Below are 22,736 nucleotides of genomic sequence, written 5' to 3'. Positions count from 1 at the left end.
TCGATGACGTGTTCACCACCCATGGCTCGGCCAACATCAATACCCGCAGCATGCAGGTGGACAGTGAGCTGAATATTGCCCATGAGTGGATGAGTGTGACCCAGGCAATGCGGCGGCGGTTGTGGGAGCTGCATACGGATGGGAGGGGCGTGCAGGAAGATGCGGGCAAGGCATTCAAGGCTTGGCAGGGGATCATCGATATAAATAGACGTCGCCAAAAGGACTGGAAGAAGCCTATCGCCCCCCTCTTAGAATTTTATTACGGAAAAGCCAAACTGAGCGACCTCGACTGATGCGCCGCGTTCTCCTGCTCTCCTGCCTGCTGTTGTCGGCTTGCGATAGCCGTAGCACTTTTAACTATATGAAGAAGGATCCTCATGTGAAACCTCTGACGGAAATCAAAGCCAACCTGGCGTTCACCTGTGCCCACGAAAATATCCCGGAAGCCAGTGCCGAATCTGGCGTGCTGTTCCACTACGCCCGCTGGCTGCAGAAAAACAATCAGCTAATACCGGACAAAACTGTCGACGTCGAAATCGAGCGCTTGTACCGCATCGCCGCCGAAAATGGTCATTACAAAGCCAACATCAACCTACAAAACGGGTCGATGCGCCAACGGTTCCAGTTGCGTGGCGCCGAACACCTGCGCTTGAGTCAGCAACTGATCGATAGCGGTGTGGCGACAGGTTACTACTTTGTGGGGATCTTTCTTCAGCAGGGTTCGGCCGGCCTTAAGCAGGATTCGGAGATGGCGTTACGTTACTTTCGTAAGGCTGCTGATCGGGGAAGTGCGTTAGCGCAATACCATGTAGGAGACAAGCTTGATCCGATTGATATCGCTCCCCAAATAGCGCTGAAAATGTATCGTTGTGCCGCCGAACAGGGCAATGGCGAGGCTGGAACAGCGCTGGGAATTTATTTGTCTCAAGCTGGCAATTACCAAGATGCGCTCGAAGCATTCCAACTCGGAGTGGCGGCTGGAGATGAGACTTCAGCCGGTTTTATGGAGGAGGGATTTCGCGGTCCAGAACCTACGAATGAATTGCACTACCTCGGTCAAAAGGAAGATCTGGAACGCGCAGAACGCTACGAAAAAATCTGGAAAGTGCTCTCTGGCTACTCCTACGCCAACCCCAAAGTCCCCGAAATCAACGAAATCCTCCCGCTGCCACCGGCCAAACTCCCATCCTGGGACGGCAAGCTCCAATGGCTCGAAGAGCGCCTCGCAAACGTCCCGCCAGAAAAGCCCAGCGAAGCGCTGATCCAGCAACTGGCCAAGGCCAAACTCCTCGACCCCACTTCCGGTCGCCCGCTACCAGCATCTCCCGATTTCATCCGGGAGCCTTATCGCAAGCTGACCTGCAACAGCGGTCAAGCCTGCCCGCAATCCGGCTATTGGAAAGCGGAAGGCATCGTCGACGAGATCCGACGTTTCGAGAAAGGCGAAATCATGCCGACATTGAACGTCCGGCGTAGCCATAGCCGCTTCCTGCTCGCCGATCGTATTACCGTCGCAGAGGAAAACATCGAATGGATATTGTTCGGCGAAGCCTGAGTATTTCTGATCCGATGATCAGTCGAGGCGCTCGGCGGTTGGTCGGTAGCAAGAGCCTGACAAATCAACGCCAATTCCGGCAACCACAAGAGCAGCGCAATAACCCTGTTTAAGGCAGACGCACAGGTGATAGAACTCATCGGTTACAACATCAAGCAGTCCATCAGCAAGGACAATGAAATTCTCGTCCGCCAAGGTGACTCGGCCAATGGTCAGGTGCATTGATCCAGGGAATTACTTAAGGCTACAAAAAACCCCGAAGCTTTCGCAACGGGGTTTCGGGTATCGCAGCTAACGCTTAGTGATGCTCACGCGTCGCACGGAATTTCACGTCCGGCCAGCGCTCTTCCATCAGCGCCAGGTTGACCCGCGTAGGCGCCAGGTAAGTCAGGTGGCCGCCGCCGTCCAGCGCGAGGTTTTCCACGGCCTTGTTGGAGAATTCCTCAAGCTTCTTCTTGTCGCTGCATTCGATCCAGCGCGCTGAGTAGACAGTGATCGGCTCGTAGGAGCATTCGACCTTGTATTCCTCTTTCAGGCGGCTGGCGACCACATCGAACTGCAGCACACCGACGGCGCCAAGGATGATGTCGTTGCTGCGTTCCGGGAAGAACACCTGGGTCGCGCCTTCTTCGGCCAACTGCTGCAGGCCCTGGCGCAGTTGCTTGGATTTCAGCGGGTCTTTCAGGCGCACGCGGCGGAACAGTTCCGGGGCGAAGTGCGGGATGCCGGTGAAGCCCAGGACTTCGCCTTCGCTGAAGGTGTCGCCGATCTGGATGGTGCCGTGGTTGTGCAGGCCGATAATGTCGCCGGCAAACGCTTCTTCCAGTTGCTCACGCTCGGAGGAGAAGAAGGTCAGGGCATCGCCGATGCGTACGTCCTTGCCAGTGCGCACGTGGCGCATCTTCATGCCTTTTTCGTACTTGCCGGAGCAGATACGCATGAAGGCGATACGGTCGCGGTGTTTCGGGTCCATGTTTGCCTGGATCTTGAAGATGAAGCCCGAGAACTTCTCCTCCACCGGCTCCACGGTGCGCTCGTTGGCCACGCGGGCCAGCGGGCGCGGCGCCCAATCAACGACGGCGTCGAGGACGTGGTCGACACCGAAGTTGCCCAGAGCGGTACCGAAGAACACCGGGGTCAGTTGGCCATCGAGGAATTCCTGCTGGTTGAACTCGTGGCAGGCACCCTGCACCAGTTCCAGCTGTTCGATGAAGCGCTCGTACTCGTCGCCCAGGTGGGCGCGGGCTTCATCGGAATCAAGCTTCTCGATGATCTTGGTTTCGGTGCGCTCGTGGCCGTGACCGGCGGTGTACACGATGATGTAGTCGTCGGCGAGGTGATACACGCCTTTGAAATCGCGGTAGCAACCGATCGGCCAGGTGATCGGCGCTGCCTTGATCTTCAGGACCGCTTCGATTTCATCGAGCAGCTCGATCGGGTCGCGGATGTCACGGTCGAGTTTGTTGATGAAGCTGACGATCGGCGTATCACGCAGACGGCAAACGTCCATCAGGGCGATGGTCCGTGGCTCTACACCCTTACCGCCGTCGAGAACCATCAATGCCGAGTCCACTGCCGTCAGGGTGCGGTAGGTATCTTCGGAGAAGTCTTCGTGGCCCGGGGTGTCGAGCAGGTTGATCATGTGCTCGCGATACGGGAACTGCATGACCGACGTGGTAATGGAAATACCACGCTGCTTTTCCATTTCCATCCAGTCGGAGGTGGCATGGCGGTCGGACTTACGAGATTTCACCGTACCGGCAACCGCAATCGCCTTGCCCATCAGCAAGAGCTTCTCGGTGATGGTGGTCTTACCGGCATCGGGGTGGGAAATAATGGCGAAAGTGCGGCGTTTCGCGACTTCGGCGGCCTGTTTGGTCATGGGAAATCGCCTGGCAGGTGATTCAAAAAAGGGCGGCGAGTATAGCGCAAAGGGACCGCCCCGGACCACCGCGGCGACCAACAGAGCCCCTTGCAGGAGCCGGCTCGCTGGCGATGGCACCATCTCGGTGTAACTGACAGACCGCGGGGATGCCATCGCCAGCAAGCCGGCTCCTACGGATATGCGAGTGGTCATTAAGGGTGGCCAAAGGCTGCAAATTATGGAACCTTTTAAAAGGTGGAGGCGTCCACTCCCCTGCTACGACCACTCGTCGGGGGCCTGAAACACCCGCAATTCAGCCTGACGAGGCTGTGCTCATGGCTCAAAAAGCCGTGCGCTCTCCCCCTGTAGGAGCGAGCACGCTCGCGATGGACGCCAACGATAACGCTGGGTACCTGAAGGTACGCGTTGTCCGGACGTTTTTGCGAGCATGCTCGCTCCTACAGTGGAATGCGCTCGGCATGAGCTGCTTATCGCGATCACTTTTTCGGCAGCCAGGCATGGCGTTGCCACACGAGAAAGTGTTCGCCGACTGAAAAAAAGGAGTCCGCCTGTGGCTATCCACTATGGCAAAGGGCTGATAGGAGGCGCGCTGGTAATCGCCCTTCTGGCCCTGCTGATCAACTGGATCGGCATCAACACGATCGAACACTACCGCGACGATTTATTGTTTTACCTGCAAGCTCATTTGATTCTCGTCCTCGCGTCCATGCTGGCCGCCCTTGTCGTGGGCATCCCCGCCGGCATCCTCCTCAGCCGCCCGACCATGGTCGGCCGCGCCGAACGCTTCATGCAGTTCTTCAACATCGGCAACACCGTGCCGCCTCTCGCCGTACTGGCCATTGCCCTGGGCATCCTCGGCATCGGCAGCGGTCCGGCGATTTTCGCCCTGTTCCTGGCCTCCCTGCTGCCCATCGTGCGCAACACCTATGAAGGCCTGAAAAACGTCCAGGGTTCGCTCAAGGAAGCCGCCGTCGGCATCGGCATGACCCCGCGCCAGGTGCTGTGGAAAGTCGAATTGCCCAACGCCGTGCCGATCATCATCGGTGGCGTGCGCGTGGCCCTGGCGATCAATGTCGGGACGGCGCCACTGGCGTTCCTGATCGGTGCCAACAGCCTGGGCAGCCTGATCTTCCCCGGCATCGCCCTGAACAATCAGCCGCAATTGCTGCTCGGCGCGGCTTGTACCGCCCTGCTTGCACTGCTGCTCGACGGTCTGGTGACACTTGCCAGCCGAGTCTGGCTCGAACGCGGCTTGCGCCCGTCTTAAGCCTCGGCAAAGGAATCATCATGAAAACATCAAGCTTTTTACTAGGCTGCGTTCTGCTGTTCGCAGGATTTGCCCAAGCCGCGGAAAAACCGGTGATCCGCATCGGCGCCCGGGTGTTCACCGAACAAACCCTGCTCGCGGAAATCACCTCGCAGTACCTGCGCACCAAGGGTTACGAGGTGAAAGTCACCGGCGGCCTGGGCAGCAATCTGGCCCGCAGCGCCCACGAAAGCGGGCAACTGGACATGCTCTGGGAGTACACCGGCGTGTCGCTGGTGGCCTACAACCATGTCACCGAAAAACTCGACAGCGAACAGTCCTACGCCCGGGTGAAAGAACTCGACGCGAAAAAAGGCCTGGTCTGGCTCACCCCGTCCAAATTCAGCAACACCTATGCCCTCGCCCTGCCGAAAAACGTCGCCGACGAATACCCGCAGATCAACAACATCAGCCAGTTGAACGACGTGCTGCGCAGCGAAGGCAAGACCAACAACCTGGTGGCTTTGGACACCGAGTTTGCCAACCGCTCCGACGGTCTCGACGGCATGGTCAAGCTGTACGGCATGAACCTGACGCGCAAAAACATCCGCCAAATGGACGCCGGACTGGTCTACACCGCGCTGCGCAACGGCCAGGTGTTTGCCGGCCTGGTCTACACCACCGACGGTCGCTTGAATGCCTTCAAGCTCAAGTTGCTCGAGGACGACAAGCACTACTTCCCCGACTACACCGCAGCTCCCGTGGTGCGTCAGGCCTATCTCGACGAACACCCGCAACTGGCCGAACAGCTCAAGCCCCTGGCCGAACTGTTCGACGACGAGACCATGCGCCAGCTCAACGCGCGGGTCGATGTCGACCATGAAAGCCCTTCATCCGTTGCCGCAGATTTCCTGCGTCGGCATCCAATCAAATAAGGAGGAAAAGCCATGGAATTTCTCAACGCCTTTTCCCACCTCGACTGGCAGCAGGTACTGCACCTGACCTGGCAGCACATCACCCTGGTCGGCATCGCCGTGACCCTGGCGATCGTGGTCGGCGTGCCACTGGGCATCCTGATGACCCGCTTCCCGACCCTCGCCGGCCCCTTGCAAGCCAGCGCCACAGTGCTGCTGACCGTGCCGTCGATTGCGCTGTTCGGCCTGTTGCTGCCGTTCTATTCCAAATTCGGCCAGGGCCTCGGTCCGCTGCCGGCGATCACCGCGGTGTTTCTCTACTCGCTGTTGCCGATCATGCGTAACACCTACCTGGCCCTGACCGGCGTTGAACCTGGCATTCGCGAAGCCGCACGCGGCATCGGCATGACCTTCGGCCAGCGCCTGCGCATGGTCGAACTGCCCATCGCCGTACCGGTAATCCTCGCCGGCGTGCGTACCGCCGTGGTCATGAACATCGGTGTCATGACCATCGCCGCGACCATTGGCGCCGGCGGCCTCGGTGTACTCATTCTCGCTTCCATCAGCCGCAGCGACATGTCGATGCTGATCGTCGGCGCGGTGCTGGTCAGTCTGCTGGCCATCTTCGCCGACCTGCTTCTGCAATGGCTGCAACGCTCGCTGACTCCAAAAGGACTGCTCAAATGATCGAACTTCAAAACCTCAGCAAGACCTTCCAAAGCAACGGCAAAGACGTGAAAGCCGTGGACTCGGTGAGCCTGACCGTCAATGAAGGCGAAATCTGCGTGTTCCTCGGCCCGTCCGGTTGCGGCAAAAGCACCACGCTGAAAATGATCAACCGCCTGATCAAGCCGACCTCGGGCAAGATCCTGATCAACGGCGAAGACACCACCGGTCTCGACGAGGTGACCCTGCGCCGCAACATCGGCTATGTGATCCAGCAGATCGGCCTGTTTCCGAACATGACCATTGAGGAAAACATCGTAGTGGTGCCGAAACTGCTCGGCTGGGACAAACAGAAATGCCACGACCGCGCCCGCGAGTTGATGAGCATGATCAAGCTCGAACCCAAGCAATACCTGCATCGCTACCCACGGGAACTGTCCGGTGGCCAGCAGCAGCGCATCGGCGTGATCCGGGCCCTGGCGGCGGATGCGCCGTTGTTGCTGATGGACGAGCCGTTCGGCGCAGTCGACCCGATCAACCGCGAAATGATCCAGAACGAGTTCTTCGAGATGCAGCGGGCGCTGAACAAGACCGTGATCATGGTCAGCCACGACATAGACGAAGCCATCAAGCTGGGCGACAAGATCGCGATCTTCCGCGCCGGCAAACTGTTGCAAATCGATCATCCAGATACCCTGCTCGCGCATCCGGCGGATGAGTTTGTCAGCAACTTCGTTGGTCAGGACAGCACGCTCAAACGCCTGCTGCTGGTCAAGGCCGAAGATGCGGCAGACAACGCCCCTTCGGTCAGCCCGGAAACCCCGGTGGCCGATGCGCTGGAGTTGATGGACGAGCATGACCGGCGCTATGTGGTGGTGACCTGCGCCGAGAACAAGGCTTTGGGCTACGTGCGTCGTCGCGACTTGCACCGTCAGGCCGGCACCTGTGCTCAGTACTTGCGCGAGTTCAACGCTACGGCCGCCTATGACGAGCATCTGCGCATCCTGTTGTCGCGGATGTATGAATTCAATCGGTCGTGGCTGCCGGTGATGGATGCGGAACGGGTGTTTCTTGGGGAAGTGACCCAGGAGTCGATTGCCGAATATTTGAGCTCTGGCAAGTCCCGTGGAGGCAAGACCAGTATTGTTTCGCCAGCAGAGACTGCTGTCGCCTGATCTGACGCCTTCGCGAGCAAGCCCGCTCCCACACTCAACCGAGTTAACTCATTGGAAATGTGGTCGAAATGTGGGAGCGGGCTTGCTCGCGAATGGCACACCAAAAATCCCCCTGAAACACCTCAATTCTTCCTGCAACGGGAACATCACACCGTCACACAGGTCGGTTACATCAGTACCTGTCAGGGGCCGCACGACGGAAGTGTGCAAAAACGCGACATTTTTTGTTGATCTCAAGCCCCTCACGCCCTAAAGTTCGCGCCGAACGTCCATGCTGGAAACGATCCATCCGGCTCAAGTACTGACGACGAGACAGCAAGGCCAAGGGAAAGCAGCGCTTCCCATGGCCTTTTTGCTTTCGGCGACATGCCTTGGGAAGTAGGCGAACCAAAGTGGGGATACGGAGGACGTTCATTTGCACCCATTGATTACTAACGTTTGCCAGTAGGAGCTCCCAGGTATGTCGATCCAGGTCGAAGACTATTTCGCGCGCGAAACCTTTCAGAAAATGAAGGCGTTCGCCGACAAGCAGGAAACCCCGTTCGTGGTGATCGACACCGCGATGATCAGCCAGGCCTATGACGACCTGCGCGCCGGTTTCGAATTCGCCAAGGTCTACTACGCGGTCAAGGCCAACCCGGCCGTCGAGATCATCGACCTGCTCAAGGATAAAGGCTCGAGCTTCGACATCGCCTCGATCTACGAGCTGGACAAAGTGCTGGGCCGTGGCGTCAGCGCCGACCAGATCAGCTATGGCAACACCATCAAGAAATCCAAGGACATCCGCTACTTCTACGAGAAGGGCGTGCGTCTGTATGCCACCGACTCCGAAGCCGACCTGCGCAACATCGCCAAGGCTGCGCCGGGCTCGAAAGTCTACGTGCGTATCCTGACCGAAGGCTCGACCACCGCCGACTGGCCGTTGTCGCGCAAATTCGGCTGCCAGACCGACATGGCCATGGACCTGCTGATCCTCGCCCGCGACCTGGGCCTGGTGCCTTACGGCATCTCCTTCCACGTCGGCTCGCAACAGCGTGACATCAGCGTCTGGGACGCGGCGATCGCCAAGGTCAAAGTGATCTTCGAGCGCTTGAAAGAAGAAGACGGCATCGAACTGAAGCTGATCAACATGGGCGGTGGCTTCCCGGCCAACTACATCACCCGCACCAACAGCCTGGAAACCTACGCCGAAGAAATCATCCGCTTCCTCAAGGAAGACTTCGGCGACGACCTGCCGGAAATCATCCTGGAACCGGGCCGTTCGCTGATTGCCAACGCCGGCATCCTGGTCAGCGAAGTGGTGCTGGTCGCGCGTAAATCCCGTACCGCCGTAGAGCGTTGGGTGTACACGGATGTGGGCAAGTTCTCCGGCCTGATCGAAACCATGGACGAAGCCATCAAGTTCCCGATCTGGACCGAGAAGAAAGGCGAGATGGAAGAAGTGGTCATCGCCGGGCCAACCTGCGACAGCGCCGACATCATGTACGAGAACTACAAGTACGGCCTGCCATTGAACCTGGCCATCGGTGATCGCCTGTACTGGCTGTCGACCGGTGCGTACACCACCAGCTATAGCGCTGTTGAATTCAATGGCTTCCCGCCGCTGAAGTCGTTCTACGTGTAATTACTGCACGCAGAAATCAAAAAGCCCATGACCTGTCATGGGCTTTTTTGTCAGTGATCTGCAGGAGCCGGCTTGCTGGCGATTAACGTCTGATGAACCGCGGTGCCTGGATCGCCAGCAAGCCGGCTCCTACAGAGGTGTGAGTACCTGTTCGAGTTCGGCGAGGCGTTGGGCGTACGCAGGTGCCAACGCGCGAATCTGCGGATCGGTTGCGTCCAACAACGCTTTGCTCGCGACCCGCAGGAAATTCAGATTGCCGCCGGTCAGCGCCCTGCGCAGCCATTGCAATGCCTCGTCGATATTCCCCTGATCCGCCAGCACTGCTGCATGGCTGAACTGCCCGCGAAAGTCCCCACCCTCAGCCGAACGCCGATACCAACCGTGCGCCGCTGGCAGGTCTTTCGGGCAGACCAGCCCTTCTTCCAGGTAGCGCCCCAGCAGATTCATCGATTTCGCGTGGCCCAGTTCAGCCGCGCGGCGATAGAGATTCAGCGCTTGCCGCTGATTCTCAGCCACCCCGCGCCCGGTCGCCAGCAAGTTGGCGTAGTTGTACATCGCCCAATCCAGGCCGGCCTCGGCGGCGATCCGATAATGCCCCGCAGCGATGGCAGCATCGGCCTCACAGCCCCAGCCATGTTCATGACAACGACCGAGCATGTTGCGCGCCATCATGTGCCCACGCCGGGCGGCGATCCCGAACCAGCGCACGGCCAACGGCTGATCCTGCTCGATGCCCTGTCCGTCCAGCAGGATTTGCCCTAGCAGCGCCTGAGCATCGAGTACCCCTTCGCCGGCCGCAATCAGCACCGCCTGGGCCGCGCGTGCGGGACTCTCTTGCAGCATGGCTTTTAGCTGGTCACCGCTGAGCACTTCTGCGCGTCGCAGTTGAAAACTCATACCTCGACCCAACGCCGCAGCAAGTTGTGATACGTCCCCGTCAGGCGGATCAGCGAAGGGTGATCAGGCATGTCCTGGGTCAGCTGCTGAATCGCCCCATCCATCTCGAACAGCAAGGCGCGCTGGCTATCTTCGCGCACCAGGCTCTGGGCCCAGAAAAACGAGGCGTAGCGCGTGCCGCGAGTGACCGCGTTGACCTTGTGCAGACTGGTCCCGGGATACAACACCATGTCACCGGCGGGCAGCTTTACCTGTTGCGTGCCGTAGGTGTCCTGGATTACCAGCTCACCGCCGTCGTAATCCTGCGGCTCACTGAAAAACAGTGTGGCCGACAGGTCAGTGCGCACTCGCTCGATGCCGCCCTTGGGCTGGCGCACTGCGTTGTCGACATGAAAGTCGAAACTGCCACCGGCGGTGTAACAGTTCAGCAGTGGTGGAAAGACTTTGTGCGGCAGTGCGGCCGACATGAACAGCGGGTTTTTCCACAACCGCTCCAGCATCGCCGCACCGATTTCCTTGGCCAGAGGATGACCTTCCGGTAATTGCAGGTTGTGCTTGGCCTTGGCCGACTGGAAGCCGGCGGTGATCTTGCCGTCCGCCCAGTCGGCCTGCTCCAGCGCTTCACGAATGCGCCGCACTTCTTCTTTTTCGAACAAGCCGGGAATGTGCAGCAGCATAGCAGAGACACCTGAAGGCAAAGGGATGGCAATGGTATTGATTCTTATTGCCTGTGTAAAACCCGACAGACGAATGAGTCAGCAAAAACCGTAAGGTTAAATTGTAAAGAATGTAAATTAAGTGCGAATAACAATATTTCGCAATTGATACAAATACCTGTTTACCCTATATTCCGCGGCCTCAAATCCTTGGGGAGGGGAATTCAAATGTCACGTCAACAACCACAATTACCGGTCAGTTCGCCACGTTTGCTCGCATCGGCCATTGGCATGGCGATTACTGCCGGCTCTGCGGGTCACATGGTTTTCGCGGCGGAAAAAGCCGACGAAAAAGCTCCGGGCAATGTGATTTCACTGGGTGCGACCGCCATCACCGGCGAAGCCCAGGACGAGACTTCCTATAACGTGGAGAAAGCCTCCTCGCCCAAGTACACCGCGCCACTGGTGGACACACCGCGTTCGATCACGGTGATTCCACAGCAAGTCCTCAAGGACACTGGCGCCCTGAACATGCAGGATGCCCTGCGCACCGTTCCCGGCATTACCTTCGGCGCCGGCGAAGGCGGTAACCCACAAGGCGACCGTCCGTTCATTCGCGGCTTCGATGCCCAGGGTGATACCTACCTGGACGGCGTGCGCGATACCGGTTCGCAAAGCCGCGAGATCTTCGCCGTCGAATCGATCGAAGTCAGCAAAGGCCCGAACTCAGCCATTGGCGGGCGCGGCGCGGCCGGCGGCAGCATCAACCTGGTGAGCAAAAAAGCCCACCTGGGCGACTCGTTCGACGGTGGTTTTACCTGGGGTTCGGATCAGACCCAGCGTTACACAATGGACGGCAACTATCAGCTCAATGACACCACCGCCGGCCGTCTGAACCTGATGAGCCACGAGAGCAACGTCGCCGGTCGTGACAGCGTCGATTACGACCGCTGGGGCGTGGCACCGTCGCTGGCCTTCGGCCTGGGCACCGACACCCGCGTTAACCTCGACTACTACCACCTCGAAAGCAACGACACGCCGGACTCGGGTATTCCTTACTCGATCCCGGCCGCTGGCTCCGCTGCCCGTACCAAGGGCAACCCGGACAAGCCGAACGATGGTGGCGACAGCAGCAACTTCTATGGCCTGACCGATCGTGACTTTCGCAAGACCCGCACCGACACCGCGACCTTCGCCGTCGAGCATGACCTGAGCGATGTGCTGACCGTCAAGAACACCCTGCGTCACGGCAGCAGCATGCAGGATTACATCCTGACCCAGCCGGACGACAGCAAGGGCAACGTCAACAACGGCAGCGTCTGGCGTCGGGCCAACACCCGGGTCAGCAATACCGAAACCACGACCAACCAGACCGACCTGTTTGGTGATATCTACATCGCCGGCTTCAAGAACAGCTTCGCCACCGGTATCGAGTACACCCATGAGGAAAGTGAAAAGTCCTCGTACAACGTCAACACCGATACCACACCGGGAACTGCGGCAGCGACCACCAACTGCTCGCCTGCACTGATCGGCACGCCAAGCGGCTACAACTGCACCTCGCTGTCCAATCCGACGCCGAACGACCCATGGAACGGTGCGATCTCGCGTAACTACGCCGGCACCGACACCAACGCCGATACCTATGCGCTGTATGTGTTCGACACCCTGGAGTTGTCCGAGCAGTGGCTGGTGAACATGGGGCTGCGCTACGACCATTTCGACACTGACTACAAAACGTTCAACGCTTCCGGCACCACCACCGCCAAGGGCGATGACGTCAGTGAGTTCGTCACCGGCCAGTTCGGTGTGGTTTACAAGCCGGCCGAGAACGGCAGCATTTATGCCTCCTACGCAACTTCCGCCACACCACCGGGCAACACCCTCGGTGAAGGTTCGGAAGGCAACCCTTTGGGTGGCACGCCTGATCGCAGCGGCAACCTGCTGAGCAGCGACATGGAACCGGAAACCACCAAGAACTACGAAATCGGTACCAAGTGGGATCTGCTCGATGATCGTCTGTCCTTGACCGCCGACATCTTCCGCACCGAGAAAGACAACGCCCGGGTGCAGACCAACACCACCACCTACGAAAACGTCGGCAAGACCCGCGTTCAAGGTGTCGAACTGTCGGCTACCGGCAAGCTCACCGATAAATGGCAAGTGTTCGCCGGCTATGCCTTCATGGACAGCGAGCAGATCGATGGCGGCCCGCTGGGCGCGGCCAACGACGGCAATCAACTGCCCAATACGCCGGAAAACAGCGCCAGCCTGTGGACGACTTATCAAGTCACGCCGAAGCTGACCGTCGGTGGCGGTGCGTTCTATGTCGACGACGTGTTCGGCAGCGTGGCCAACACCACCATGGTTGAATCCTACGTTCGTTACGACGCGATGGCGGCCTACAAGCTGACCAAAAACGTCGACCTGCAACTGAACGTGCAGAACCTGACCGATGAGACCTACTACGACAAAGCGTTCTCGACCCACTTCGCCAACCAGGCGGCCGGTCGTACTGCCTTGCTGAGCACCAACTTCCACTTCTGATGCGAGTGGAGGAGTTGGCGTTGGTTGCGAGCTGTTGATTCTGTTTTTTTGGCGCATCCGAAATCGCCAGGATCAAAAGACCGCAGGCTTCGCCAGCGCCTGCAGGGACCAGGCCCCGTTCATCCAGATGAACGGGGCTTTTGTACGTAAGAAAGAATGCTTCTCGACAACTCACGGCATAATGCGCGCCGTGGTGATCCATTTCGAACGAACAAGGCGAGCGATGTGTTGAAGAAAACCCTGTTCCAGTTGCACTGGTTTTTCGGCATCAGCGCCGGGCTGGTCCTGGCCCTGATGGGCATTACCGGAGCGACGGTGTCGTTTCAGGACGAGATCCTGAGCGCACTCAATCCTTCGGTGCTACAGGTCGAAAAACAGGTAGCCGGTGTGTTGCCGCCTGCCGAACTGGTAGAGCGCATCGAAGCCGCATCCGGCAAGAAAGTCTCGATGCTGACCGTCGAAAGTGACAGCACCGATGCGTCCCGAGTGTGGTTTACCCCGCCACCGGGTGAACGCCGAGGCGAAATGCGTTACTTCAATCCGTACACCGCCCAGTTCCTTGGCGACGCCACGGGTCAGGATTTCTTCGGCTTGATGCTGAAACTGCACCGCTTCCTGGCCATGGGCGACAGCGGCCGGCAGATCACTGGCGCATGCACGCTGATCCTGGTGTTTTTCTGCCTGTCCGGCCTCTATTTGCGCTGGCCGCGCCAGTGGAAAAGCTGGCGCGCCTGGCTGACCATGGACTGGAAGAAAAAGGGTCGAAGCTTCAACTGGGACCTGCACTCGATCGCCGGCACCTGGTGCATGGTGTTTTACCTGTTGGCGGCGCTGACCGGGCTGTCGTGGTCCTATGAGTGGTACAACAAAGGCCTGACCCGTCTGCTGTCCGATTCACCGCAGAACGAACGTGTGCGCGGCGGGCGAGGCCCTGCGCCGCAAGGTCCGGCACCGACGGCCGATTACGCGGCAATGTGGAGCAGCATCTACAGCGCTGCCGGCCCGCATCTCAGCTCCTACAACATTCGCATGCCAGCGGTGGCTGGCCAACCGGCGACCGTGTTTTACCTGCTAAAGACATCGCCCCACGACCGCGCCCTGAACCAGATCACCCTGGACCCGGCCACCGGCGTCGTCAAACGAGTAGAGCGCTACAGCGACAAGAGCTTCAAGGCTCAATTGTTGACCAGTATCTACGCCCTGCACGTCGGCAGTTATTTCGGCATCGTCGGACGGATCATCCTGACGATCACCGCACTGACCATGCCGCTGTTCTTCGTCACCGGCTGGCTGCTGTACCTGGACCGTCGCCGCAAAAAACGCCAGATCAAGGCGACCCGCAACGGTCTCGTACAACCGGGTAGCGATGCCCCTGCGTGGCTGATCGGCTTCGCCAGCCAGAGCGGTTTTGCCGAGCAACTGGCATGGCAGACCGCAGGCCAGTTGCAGGCCGCAGGCTTGCCGGTGAAAGTGCAGCCACTGGCAGAGGTCAGCGAGCAGGATTTGCATGACTCCAGTAATGCGTTGTTTGTAGTCAGCACCTTCGGCGACGGCGAAGCACCGGACAGCGCCAGGGGGTTCGAGCGCAAGGTATTGAGTCGTGCGCCGAGCCTTGAGCGCCTGAACTATGCGGTTCTCGGACTGGGCGACCGGCAGTATCAACACTTCTGCGGATTCGCCAGACGCCTGCACACCTGGCTGGGTGCTCACGGCGGCAAGACCCTGTTTACCCCCGTGGAAGTCGACAGCGGCGATCCTTACGCCTTGCGTCACTGGCAGCAGCAACTGGGATTGTTGACCGGTCAGATGCCCGTGGACACCTGGCAAGCACCGAGTTATGACAATTGGACGCTGGCCCGGCGCGAGCTACTCAATCCCGACAGCAGTGGTTCGAGCGTCTACCTGGTGGGCCTTAAAGCCCCGACCAGCAGCAGCTGGCTGGCCGGCGATCTGGTGGAAGTGTTGCCACGCAATTGTCCGTGGGCGATCGAACACTTCCTCGACGGCCTGGGCATCCACGGCGAAACCCGGGTGCAGGTGGGTGGCCTGGAAGAAACCCTCGAACAAGCCCTGGCCAGCCGCCAGTTACCGGATAACCGCAGCCACCTGGTCGGCCTGCACGCACAAGCGCTGACGGACGCATTGGTACCTTTGGCCATGCGCGAGTACTCGATTGCCTCCATACCGGCCGACGGTATGCTGGAGCTGATCGTACGTCAGGAAGTGCACCCGGATGGCAGCCTCGGCGTTGGCTCCGGCTGGCTGACCGAACATGCCCCTGTGGGCAGCGCTATCAGCCTGCGCGTACGCCGCAATAGCGGTTTCCATCTGCCAGTCGAACCGGTGCCAATGATTCTGCTGGGCAACGGCACAGGGCTGGCCGGGTTGCGCAGCCTGCTCAAGGCGCGGATCGCCGATGGCCAGCAACGGCATTGGCTGCTTTTCGGCGAGCGAAATCGCGAACACGACTACCTGTGCCGCGACGAGCTGGAAGAATGGTTGATTGCCGGTGACCTGGAGCGTCTGGACCTGGCGTTCTCGCGGGATCAGGCGCAGAAAATCTATGTGCAGGATCGCCTGCGCGAATCGGCGCACGAGCTGAAAAAGTGGCTGGCGGACGGCGCGATGATCTACATCTGTGGCAGCCTTCAGGGCATGGCCTCTGGCGTCGATCAGGTGCTCAACGAGGTGCTGGGTGCATCTGAAGTGGAGCGACTGATCGAACAGGGCCGCTATCGTCGCGACGTGTATTGAGAGTGTTTTTGCTGCGATATTTGCGGGAGCAAGGATCAGTAATCTGCAAATGGTTCAGCAGATGAGCGATGTGTTGGAGAGCATTATTGCGCAGGATTTGAGATCGCGATCCTGATCCGGCAGTGGCCCTCACCCTAACCCTCTCCCAAAGGGAGAGGGGACTGACCGTGGGTTTCTCTGGAAATACTGCGACCTGAACGAGCTGTACCGAATCCATGATCGAAATACTGCGACTTGAACGCGCTGTACAAAATCCATTATCGAAATACTACGATCAGAAGATTTTGTAGCAAATCCATAATCGACTCGATTTCTCAGGTCGATGTAAAGCGCCAGACACCTCGGTCGGCCCCCTCTCCCTCCGGGAGAGGGCTGGGGTGAGGGCTGCATTTCCAATGCGAACGCAAAAATCCCCGACTAAAGTCAAACCTCCATCCCCCTTCACAAGGACGTGAAGCATGCCCAACCACCCCACCCTCCCCCTACGCCAATTCGCACGCCATCTACGCACCCACCAAACCGACTGCGAACACCTGCTCTGGCAAAAACTACGGGCCCGGCAAATCGCCAATCTGAAATTCCGCCGACAGTTTCCATGTCCGCCTTATGTCCTGGATTTTTATTGCGTCGAATTGAAACTGGCCATTGAACTGGATGGCGGTCAGCACTATGAGGTGGCGGGAAGAATCCATGATCTGCGTCGAACCAAGTACCTGCAGGAGCAAGGGATCAGGGTTGTGCGGTTCAGTAATCTGGAGGTGATTCAGCAGATGAGCGATGTGTTGGAGTGCATTATTCGGACTGCGCAGGACTTGAGATCGCGATCCTGATCCGGCAGTGGCCCTCACCCTAACCCTCTCCCACTGGGAGAGGGGACTGACCGTGGGCTTCTCTGGAAATACTGCGACCTGAGCGTGCTGTACCGAATCCATAATCGACACGATCTCTCAGGTCGATGCATAGCGCCAGACAACTCGATCGGCCCCCTCTCCCTCTGGGAGAGGGCTGGGGTGAGGGGGTGCTTTTGAATCCGCAACAGGGCTTGTGGATCAGGCGCTGACGGGCACTACGCTCAACTCCACCACCTCAGGCCGCTTGACCAGCGCATACACCACCGCCGTCAACAGGCTCCCGGCCACGATCGCCAACAGATACAACAGCGCATGGTTGATCGCATTCGGAATCGCCAGCACGAACAATCCACCGTGGGGCGCCATCAGCTTGCAACCGAAATACATCGACAACGCACCGGTCAACGCGCCACCGGCAACACTCGCCGGAATCACCCGCAGCGGGTCTTTGGCGGCAAACGGAATTGCCCCTTCGGAGATGAAGCACAACCCCAGTACGAACGCCGCTTTACCGGCCTCGCGCTCGGTCTGGGCGAACTTGCGCCGGGCAATGAAGGTGGCGATACCCAGGCCGATCGGTGGCACCATGCCGGCGGCCATGGTCGCGGCCATCGGTGCGTAACTCTGCGACGCCAGCAAGCCGACCGAGAACGCATACGCCGCCTTGTTGATCGGCCCGCCAAGATCGACGCACATCATCGCGCCCAACAGCACACCGAGCAAAATGGCGTTGGTGGTGCCCATGCTGTCGAGAAACTGCGTGAGTGCACCGAGCATCCCCGCCACCGGTTTGCCGACCACATAAATCATCACCAGTCCGGTGAACAGGCTGGCCAGCAACGGGATGATCAGAATCGGTTTCAGCGCTTCAAGGCTCTGCGGCAGCCGCGCATATTTGTTGATCGCTTTGGCCGCATAGCCGGCGAGAAAACCGGCGACAATCCCGCCAATGAAACCGGCGCCCAGGGTACTGGCGAGCAAACCACCGATCATGCCCGGCGCGAGGCCCGGACGATCGGCGATCGAGTAAGCGATGTAACCCGCCAGCAACGGCACCATCAACTTGAACGCGGTGTCGCCGCCAATCTGCATCAATGCCGCCGCCAACGTGCCCTCTTCTTTGAAGGCGGTGATGCCGAACACAAACGACAGGGCGATCATCAGACCGCCGGCCACCACCATCGGCAACATGAACGACACGCCGGTCAACAGGTGTTTATAGACGCCCGTCTTCTCTTGCTTGGTCGGCCCTTGGGAACTGTTCGAAACGCTTTCCCGCTTGCCTTCAGCCAAGGCTTTTTTCAGCGTCGCTTCGGCATTCTTGAGCGCGATGCCGGTACCGCAACGGTAGATCTTCTTGCCCGCGAATCGCTCGGTGGCGACCTCGATGTCCGCCGCCAGCAACACCACATCGGCCTCGGCGATCGCCTCCGCGCTCAGTGGATTACGCGCACCGACCGAGCCCTGGGTTTCCACTTGCAGGTCATAGCCCAAGCGCTTGGCCGCCTGCTGCAGGGCTTCGGCGGCCATGAAGGTGTGAGCGACGCCGGTCGGGCATGCCGTAACCGCAACCAGTCGCGGAGCATTGTGCGCAACGGCTACCGGCTCGGCGACGACTTCGGCAGGCGTGTACACCTGAGCCTCCTGCGCGCCCCGTCGCAACACCGCTTCAACGTCTTGCAGGGCCTGGGCCGGAGCACTCTGGAACACCCGCTTACCGACGAATCGAGACATATCCACTGGCGCGCTGGTGACCAGCAACACCCACTCGGCGCCTTCGAGGGTAGCAGCCGACATTTGACGTTCAGGGTGGGCGGGATCACTGATTTCGACACTGGTGCTCCAGCCCTGACGCTGGGCCGCCGCATCGAGCAAGCGGGCGCACAGCACACTGGTGACCATGCCGTTGGGGCAGGCCGTAACGATGGCTAACTTCATGACAAACCCTCTTATTGTTCTGTCAGGGCACGCACGCGTACACCCTGTTCGAGCCGCGCCAGCTGCGCGGCATCGCCAATGCCGAAACCGATCTGGGTGACGGCCAGCGCGGCAATCGCCGTGGCCGTGCGCAGGGTTTGCTCAGGCGTATCGGCACTGAGCAAACCGTGAAGCATCCCCGCCAGCAAAGAGTCGCCGGCGCCCACCGTACTGGCGACGCCGACCTTGGGAGGAGTGGCATGCAAGGCCGCGCCCACACTGAACCAGTTCACGCCGTCGGCACCGTGGGAGATCACCACATGCCTGATGCCTTGGGCGTGCAAACGCTCAGCCGCATCGGCCTGGGCGGCGACCGAAACCACCCCGTACCCCAGGACCTGGGCCAGCTCTTCGCTATTGGGTTTGACCAGCCACGGACCCGCCTTGATTCCAGCACGCAACGCTTCGCCGCTGGTGTCGAGGGCGACCTTCAAACCCAGTTCCTTCAAGCGCCCAATCAACGCCTGCAGCCACTGGGCGCTGACGCCTTGCGGCAGGCTGCCGGCGACGACAACCGCATCATGCCCGGGCGCAATCTGCTCAAGTCGATCAAGCAACGCCTGTTGCGCGACTTCACTGACCCGCGGCCCCAGACCGTTTATATCGGTGATGCGTCCATCGCTTTCCGCCAGCTTGATGTTGGTACGGGTTTCACCGGGAACCCGGATGAAGGCATCGATAAAACCGCGTCTGGCAAACAGGGTTTCGAACGCTTGCAGGTTGTCCACGCCGAGGAAACCGCTGACGGTCACCTGATGCCCAAGGTCGGCAAGCACCTGGGCCACGTTCACCCCTTTGCCGGCGGCGTGAGTGTGCATGGCGTCGCTGCGGTTGACCTGACCGGGCTCCAGGCGCGGTAACTGAACCGTGAGGTCGAGTGCCGGGTTGAGGGTCAGGGTGAGAATCCGGGCCATTACAGAGCCTCCACTAATGCGCGCACTTCGTTGGCGCTGCCCACGGCCAGAGCCTGCTGGGCAAGCACTTGTGTACGGGCAAGGCTGAGTTCGCGAATCCGCGCCTTGACCTCGGCGATGCTGCGCGCGGACACACTGAGTTCGTCCACTCCCAGCCCGACCAGTACCGGCACTGCCAGCGGGTCGGCCGCCAGCTCACCGCACACACCGACCCACTTGCCGTTGGCATGGGCTGCGCGCACGGTGATGTCGATCAGTTGCAACACCGCCGGATGAAGCCCGTCGGCCTGGGCCGAGAGCGTCGGATGACCACGATCGATGGCCAAGGTGTATTGCGTCAGGTCATTGGTGCCGATACTGAAAAAGTCGACTTCCCTGGCCAGGACTGGCGCCAGCAGCGCTGCCGACGGCACTTCAATCATAATCCCCAACTGCAGGTCGGCGACCGGGATTTCCTTGCGCAAGCGTTCGGTCATGTCCCGGGCCTGGCGCCACTCGTCCATGCTGCCGACCATGGGGAACATAATGCGCAGGGCCCGGTTGTCGGCGGCCCGCAGCAGCGCGCGCAGTTGCACCTCCATGATCTGCGGACGCTGCAGGGTCAGGCGAATGCCTCGTACGCCGAGGAACGGGTTTTCCTCCTTGGCGATCGGCCAGTACGGCAGCGGCTTGTCGCCACCGACGTCAAGTGTACGCACCACCAGCGGCCGCCCGGCCAGGCCATCGAGGACACGCCGGTACTCGGCTTCCTGGGTCGCTTCGTCCGGCGCTTGCGGGTGGGCCATGAAAATCAGTTCTGTACGCAGCAGGCCGATGCCTTCGGCGCCCTGCTCGACGGCGCCGATAACCCCGGCGCTTTCACCGAGGTTGGCGAACACTTCGACACCATGGCCGTCGCTCGTCAGCGCTGGTTGATGACGTTGTGCGGCGGCCTCCTGCAGGCGTTGATCGCGACTGTCGCGCTCGGCGATTGCGCGCTGCAAGGTCGCCGCATCGGCATCGACGTGCAGACGACCGCGCTGGCCATCGAGCAGCAACGGTGTGCCTGGCGCCAGCAACAGCACGGCGTCGCCGGCACCGACCAATGCCGGAATGCCCAGCGCTCGGGCGACGATCGCGCTGTGCGCCGTGGCGCCACCCCGGGCAGTGAGAATCCCGGCCACGCGAGCCGGGTCAAGCCGTGCAACGTCAGACGGGCCGACTTCGTCCATCACCAGAATATACGGCTGATCCGGTTCACTCGGGGTTTCGATGCCACTAAGTTGCGTCAGTACACGCCGCCCTATGTCGCGCAGATCCGCGGCGCGCTCGGCAAGCAAGGCATCCTGCAAGGCTTCCTGTTGCCTGGCCGCCAATTCGATGACCGACATCCACGCCGCTTGCGCGCTTTCGCCCTGTTTGAGACGGGTGTCGACCTCATCGGTCAGCTCCGGGTCGTCGAGCATTTCCTGGTGAGTGACGAAGATCTCGCGAATGGCCTTGGCCTTGCTGCGCTCGATCAAACCCTGAATATCCTGGCGCACCTGCTCCAAAGCTTGCTTGAGTCGCTCGCGCTCAATCGCGGCTGACTCTCCGCGCAGCGGATAGTCGATGGCTTGCAGCACCTGAATATGCGCCGGACCGATGGCGATCCCCGGTGCTGCGGCGATGGCCTGGATCTGGCTACCCGACGCCGGGGCCAGCAGCACTTCGGCGAAGTCGGCGACGGTTTCGCGCTGCTGGCTCACCGGCGGCAACGGTTCGACTTCTTCACCGAGGCCATTTTCGATAGCTGCCATCAAGGCGGGCAAGGCATCGACAGCGATACTCGGCTCAGCGATCAACTCCAGCACCTGGCCGCGACGGGCGCCGAGGCTGAGCAGTTTGCTCAAACTCTTCACCGACACCGCACTGTCCTGGCCATCGACGATGCGCACGCGAATTTCGCCGGCAAAACCTTTCGCCAGTTGCGCGAGAATTTTCGCCGGGCGGGCGTGCAGACCATGGGCGTTGGCCAGCGCAATGCGCGCACTCGGCCAGTCTGCGGGCAGCTCGCCACCGAGGACTTCCAGCACCTGGCGGCGGGTGGTGGCGCGCCCCAATTCGTTGCCGCGCCCTTCAATCAACAGCGCGCACAGGCGTTCAAGCAATGCCTGATGGGCTTCGCCGAGGCTGGCCAGGCAGAACAACCCGTTCAGCGGCTGCCCGAGGTAACGCAATGGTTTATCCGGCGTAACGAAGGCCAGGCCGGGGCGTTTCACCGTTTGTTCGCTGTGCAACCACCACAAGCCATCACCCAGAGGCAGCGCTTCGACCTGCTGCAACACGGCAGAGAAACCGTTGCTCACGCAATCGGCTTGACGCAACAGGCGCGCGCCACGCCAGACCAGCTCTTCGAAATCTTCGGCCGGCACACCCAGGCCGATCATTTGTGCATCCAGCGCCAATTCCTGCGGCGCGCCTTGCAGCAGTTTCAGCAGCGCTTGCGCAGAACCGGCACGGCGCAGAGCCTGGCCGAGGTCGGTCTCGCCAAGGGCGCGAGTGAGCAATTGCAGCAGGCGCAGATGCTCGTCGGATTTGGCGGCAATGCCGATTGCCAGATAGACGATGTGGCCGTCGCCCCAGTCCACACCTTCGGGAAACTGCATCAAGCGCACGCCGGTGGTGAACACCTGATCTCGGGTTTGCGGGGTACCGTGGGGGATGGCAATACCTTGACCGAGAAAGGTCGAGCCCTGGTCTTCCCGCGCATGCAGCCCGGCGAGATACCCATCGTCCACCAGGCCGTCAGCGACCAGGTGACTGGCCAGCAGTTGCAATGCAGCGGACTTATCCACAGCCGACTGGCCCATGGATATCTGCTCAATAGTGAGCTCGAGCATGCTTTCTCCTTTTTGGCCCCTTGGGGCGCCAGGTATTGTTTTGAGTGAATCAGCCTTCGCGTTTTTGCCAACTCTTCTGGCGGTTGCACGGGCAGAACCGACAAAAGGGATAAACCCCTAAAATACGCTTGCTGAAACGTTTAATCTATAATGAATGGCACGTTACTCGATAATGATCCATCCTTGAAGTCCTACTTGTCGGCTGCGTTACGAC

At 60.0% G+C, this 22,736-nt stretch carries 15 protein-coding genes and 1 pseudogene; 10 read left to right on the top strand and 6 right to left on the bottom strand.

What is annotated here, in order from left to right:
- Together KW839_RS22540 and KW839_RS22535 are read left to right on the top strand one after the other, a co-directional pair.
- Positions 1-293: pseudogene (locus KW839_RS22540) on the top strand (phospholipase); the annotation flags it as partial.
- A complete protein-coding gene (locus KW839_RS22535) occupies positions 293-1,555 on the top strand; it encodes a sel1 repeat family protein (RefSeq protein WP_218425557.1) in 1,263 nt (420 codons plus the stop codon). The pseudogene KW839_RS22540 and the gene KW839_RS22535, both read left to right, overlap by 1 nt.
- A gap of 298 nt (positions 1,556-1,853) precedes the next feature.
- On the opposite strand, the gene KW839_RS22530 is transcribed toward KW839_RS22535, so the two are convergent.
- A complete protein-coding gene (locus KW839_RS22530; RefSeq protein ID WP_060541686.1) occupies positions 1,854-3,437 on the bottom strand; it encodes a peptide chain release factor 3 in 1,584 nt (527 codons plus the stop codon).
- Between the two features lie 553 nt (positions 3,438-3,990).
- Between KW839_RS22530 and KW839_RS22525 the strand changes: the two genes are divergently transcribed.
- The 5 genes from KW839_RS22525 (at position 3,991) to KW839_RS22505 (ending at position 9,065) form a co-directional block, all read left to right on the top strand.
- Positions 3,991-4,707, top strand: coding sequence for an ABC transporter permease (locus KW839_RS22525; RefSeq protein WP_060541685.1), 717 nt, complete (start codon positions 3,991-3,993; stop codon positions 4,705-4,707).
- 20 nt (positions 4,708-4,727) lie between these two features.
- Entirely contained in the window at positions 4,728-5,621 is an 894-nt protein-coding gene (locus KW839_RS22520) for a glycine betaine ABC transporter substrate-binding protein (protein ID WP_060541684.1), read from the top strand.
- Positions 5,622-5,633: 12 nt separating this feature from the next.
- Positions 5,634-6,287, top strand: a complete 654-nt coding sequence (locus KW839_RS22515; protein WP_218425556.1) for an ABC transporter permease — start codon at positions 5,634-5,636, stop codon at positions 6,285-6,287.
- A complete protein-coding gene (locus tag KW839_RS22510; protein ID WP_060541682.1) occupies positions 6,284-7,441 on the top strand; it encodes a betaine/proline/choline family ABC transporter ATP-binding protein in 1,158 nt (385 codons plus the stop codon). Before KW839_RS22515 ends, KW839_RS22510 begins: the two co-directional genes overlap by 4 nt.
- A 460-nt stretch (positions 7,442-7,901) precedes the next feature.
- Complete coding sequence (locus KW839_RS22505) at positions 7,902-9,065, top strand: type III PLP-dependent enzyme (protein WP_218425555.1); 1,164 nt, start codon at positions 7,902-7,904, stop codon at positions 9,063-9,065.
- A 129-nt stretch (positions 9,066-9,194) separates the two neighbouring features.
- Here the strand turns inward: KW839_RS22505 and KW839_RS22500 are convergent, their stop codons facing one another.
- Positions 9,195-9,962, bottom strand: coding sequence for a tetratricopeptide repeat protein (locus KW839_RS22500; protein WP_218425554.1), 768 nt, complete (start codon positions 9,960-9,962; stop codon positions 9,195-9,197).
- A complete protein-coding gene (locus tag KW839_RS22495; protein WP_218425553.1) occupies positions 9,959-10,639 on the bottom strand; it encodes a Fe2+-dependent dioxygenase in 681 nt (226 codons plus the stop codon). The genes KW839_RS22500 and KW839_RS22495 overlap by 4 nt, the downstream gene beginning before the upstream one ends.
- A 207-nt stretch (positions 10,640-10,846) precedes the next feature.
- Here KW839_RS22495 and KW839_RS22490 point away from each other — a divergent pair, with 207 nt between their 5' ends.
- The 3 genes from KW839_RS22490 to KW839_RS22480 all read left to right on the top strand — a co-directional run bounded on the left by KW839_RS22490 (position 10,847) and on the right by KW839_RS22480 (position 16,749).
- A complete protein-coding gene (locus KW839_RS22490; RefSeq protein ID WP_218425552.1) occupies positions 10,847-13,165 on the top strand; it encodes a TonB-dependent siderophore receptor in 2,319 nt (772 codons plus the stop codon).
- A gap of 225 nt (positions 13,166-13,390) precedes the next feature.
- Entirely contained in the window at positions 13,391-15,919 is a 2,529-nt protein-coding gene (locus tag KW839_RS22485) for a sulfite reductase flavoprotein subunit alpha (protein WP_218425551.1), read from the top strand.
- 458 nt (positions 15,920-16,377) lie between these two features.
- A complete protein-coding gene (locus KW839_RS22480) occupies positions 16,378-16,749 on the top strand; it encodes an endonuclease domain-containing protein (RefSeq protein WP_082457514.1) in 372 nt (123 codons plus the stop codon).
- 219 nt (positions 16,750-16,968) lie between these two features.
- Here the strand turns inward: KW839_RS22480 and KW839_RS22475 are convergent, their stop codons facing one another.
- The 3 genes from KW839_RS22475 to ptsP are packed head-to-tail and all read right to left on the bottom strand — an operon-like array spanning position 16,969 to position 22,522.
- On the bottom strand, positions 16,969-18,708 hold the full coding sequence (locus KW839_RS22475; protein WP_218425550.1) for a PTS fructose-like transporter subunit IIB: 1,740 nt from the start codon (positions 18,706-18,708) through the stop codon (positions 16,969-16,971).
- A gap of 11 nt (positions 18,709-18,719) precedes the next feature.
- Positions 18,720-19,661 carry a 1-phosphofructokinase gene (gene pfkB / locus KW839_RS22470; protein WP_218425549.1) on the bottom strand — a complete coding sequence of 314 codons (942 nt, stop codon included), beginning with the start codon at positions 19,659-19,661 and terminating at the stop codon, positions 18,720-18,722.
- Positions 19,661-22,522, bottom strand: a complete 2,862-nt coding sequence (ptsP, locus tag KW839_RS22465) for a phosphoenolpyruvate--protein phosphotransferase (protein WP_218425548.1) — start codon at positions 22,520-22,522, stop codon at positions 19,661-19,663. Before ptsP ends, pfkB begins: the two co-directional genes overlap by 1 nt.
- Positions 22,523-22,736: the final 214 nt, after the last annotated feature.

Source organism: Pseudomonas sp. PDM31, assembly GCF_019218965.1.
Taxonomy (GTDB): domain Bacteria; phylum Pseudomonadota; class Gammaproteobacteria; order Pseudomonadales; family Pseudomonadaceae; genus Aquipseudomonas.
The sequence above is the reverse complement of the archived record's forward strand: the minus strand, read 5'-3'. Positions and strand labels throughout refer to the sequence as shown.

Coding starts and splice junctions, on each gene's coding strand:
- KW839_RS22530 (WP_060541686.1), bottom strand. CDS start 3,437: ATGACCAAACAGGCCGCCGAAGTCGCGAAACGCCGCACTTTCGCCATT.
- KW839_RS22490 (WP_218425552.1), top strand. CDS start 10,847: ATGTCACGTCAACAACCACAATTACCGGTCAGTTCGCCACGTTTGCTC.
- KW839_RS22515 (WP_218425556.1), top strand. CDS start 5,634: ATGGAATTTCTCAACGCCTTTTCCCACCTCGACTGGCAGCAGGTACTG.
- KW839_RS22475 (WP_218425550.1), bottom strand. CDS start 18,708: ATGAAGTTAGCCATCGTTACGGCCTGCCCCAACGGCATGGTCACCAGT.
- KW839_RS22510 (WP_060541682.1), top strand. CDS start 6,284: ATGATCGAACTTCAAAACCTCAGCAAGACCTTCCAAAGCAACGGCAAA.
- KW839_RS22500 (WP_218425554.1), bottom strand. CDS start 9,962: ATGAGTTTTCAACTGCGACGCGCAGAAGTGCTCAGCGGTGACCAGCTA.
- KW839_RS22520 (WP_060541684.1), top strand. CDS start 4,728: ATGAAAACATCAAGCTTTTTACTAGGCTGCGTTCTGCTGTTCGCAGGA.
- KW839_RS22505 (WP_218425555.1), top strand. CDS start 7,902: ATGTCGATCCAGGTCGAAGACTATTTCGCGCGCGAAACCTTTCAGAAA.
- KW839_RS22480 (WP_082457514.1), top strand. CDS start 16,378: ATGCCCAACCACCCCACCCTCCCCCTACGCCAATTCGCACGCCATCTA.
- KW839_RS22535 (WP_218425557.1), top strand. CDS start 293: ATGCGCCGCGTTCTCCTGCTCTCCTGCCTGCTGTTGTCGGCTTGCGAT.
- pfkB (WP_218425549.1), bottom strand. CDS start 19,661: ATGGCCCGGATTCTCACCCTGACCCTCAACCCGGCACTCGACCTCACG.
- ptsP (WP_218425548.1), bottom strand. CDS start 22,522: ATGCTCGAGCTCACTATTGAGCAGATATCCATGGGCCAGTCGGCTGTG.
- KW839_RS22495 (WP_218425553.1), bottom strand. CDS start 10,639: ATGCTGCTGCACATTCCCGGCTTGTTCGAAAAAGAAGAAGTGCGGCGC.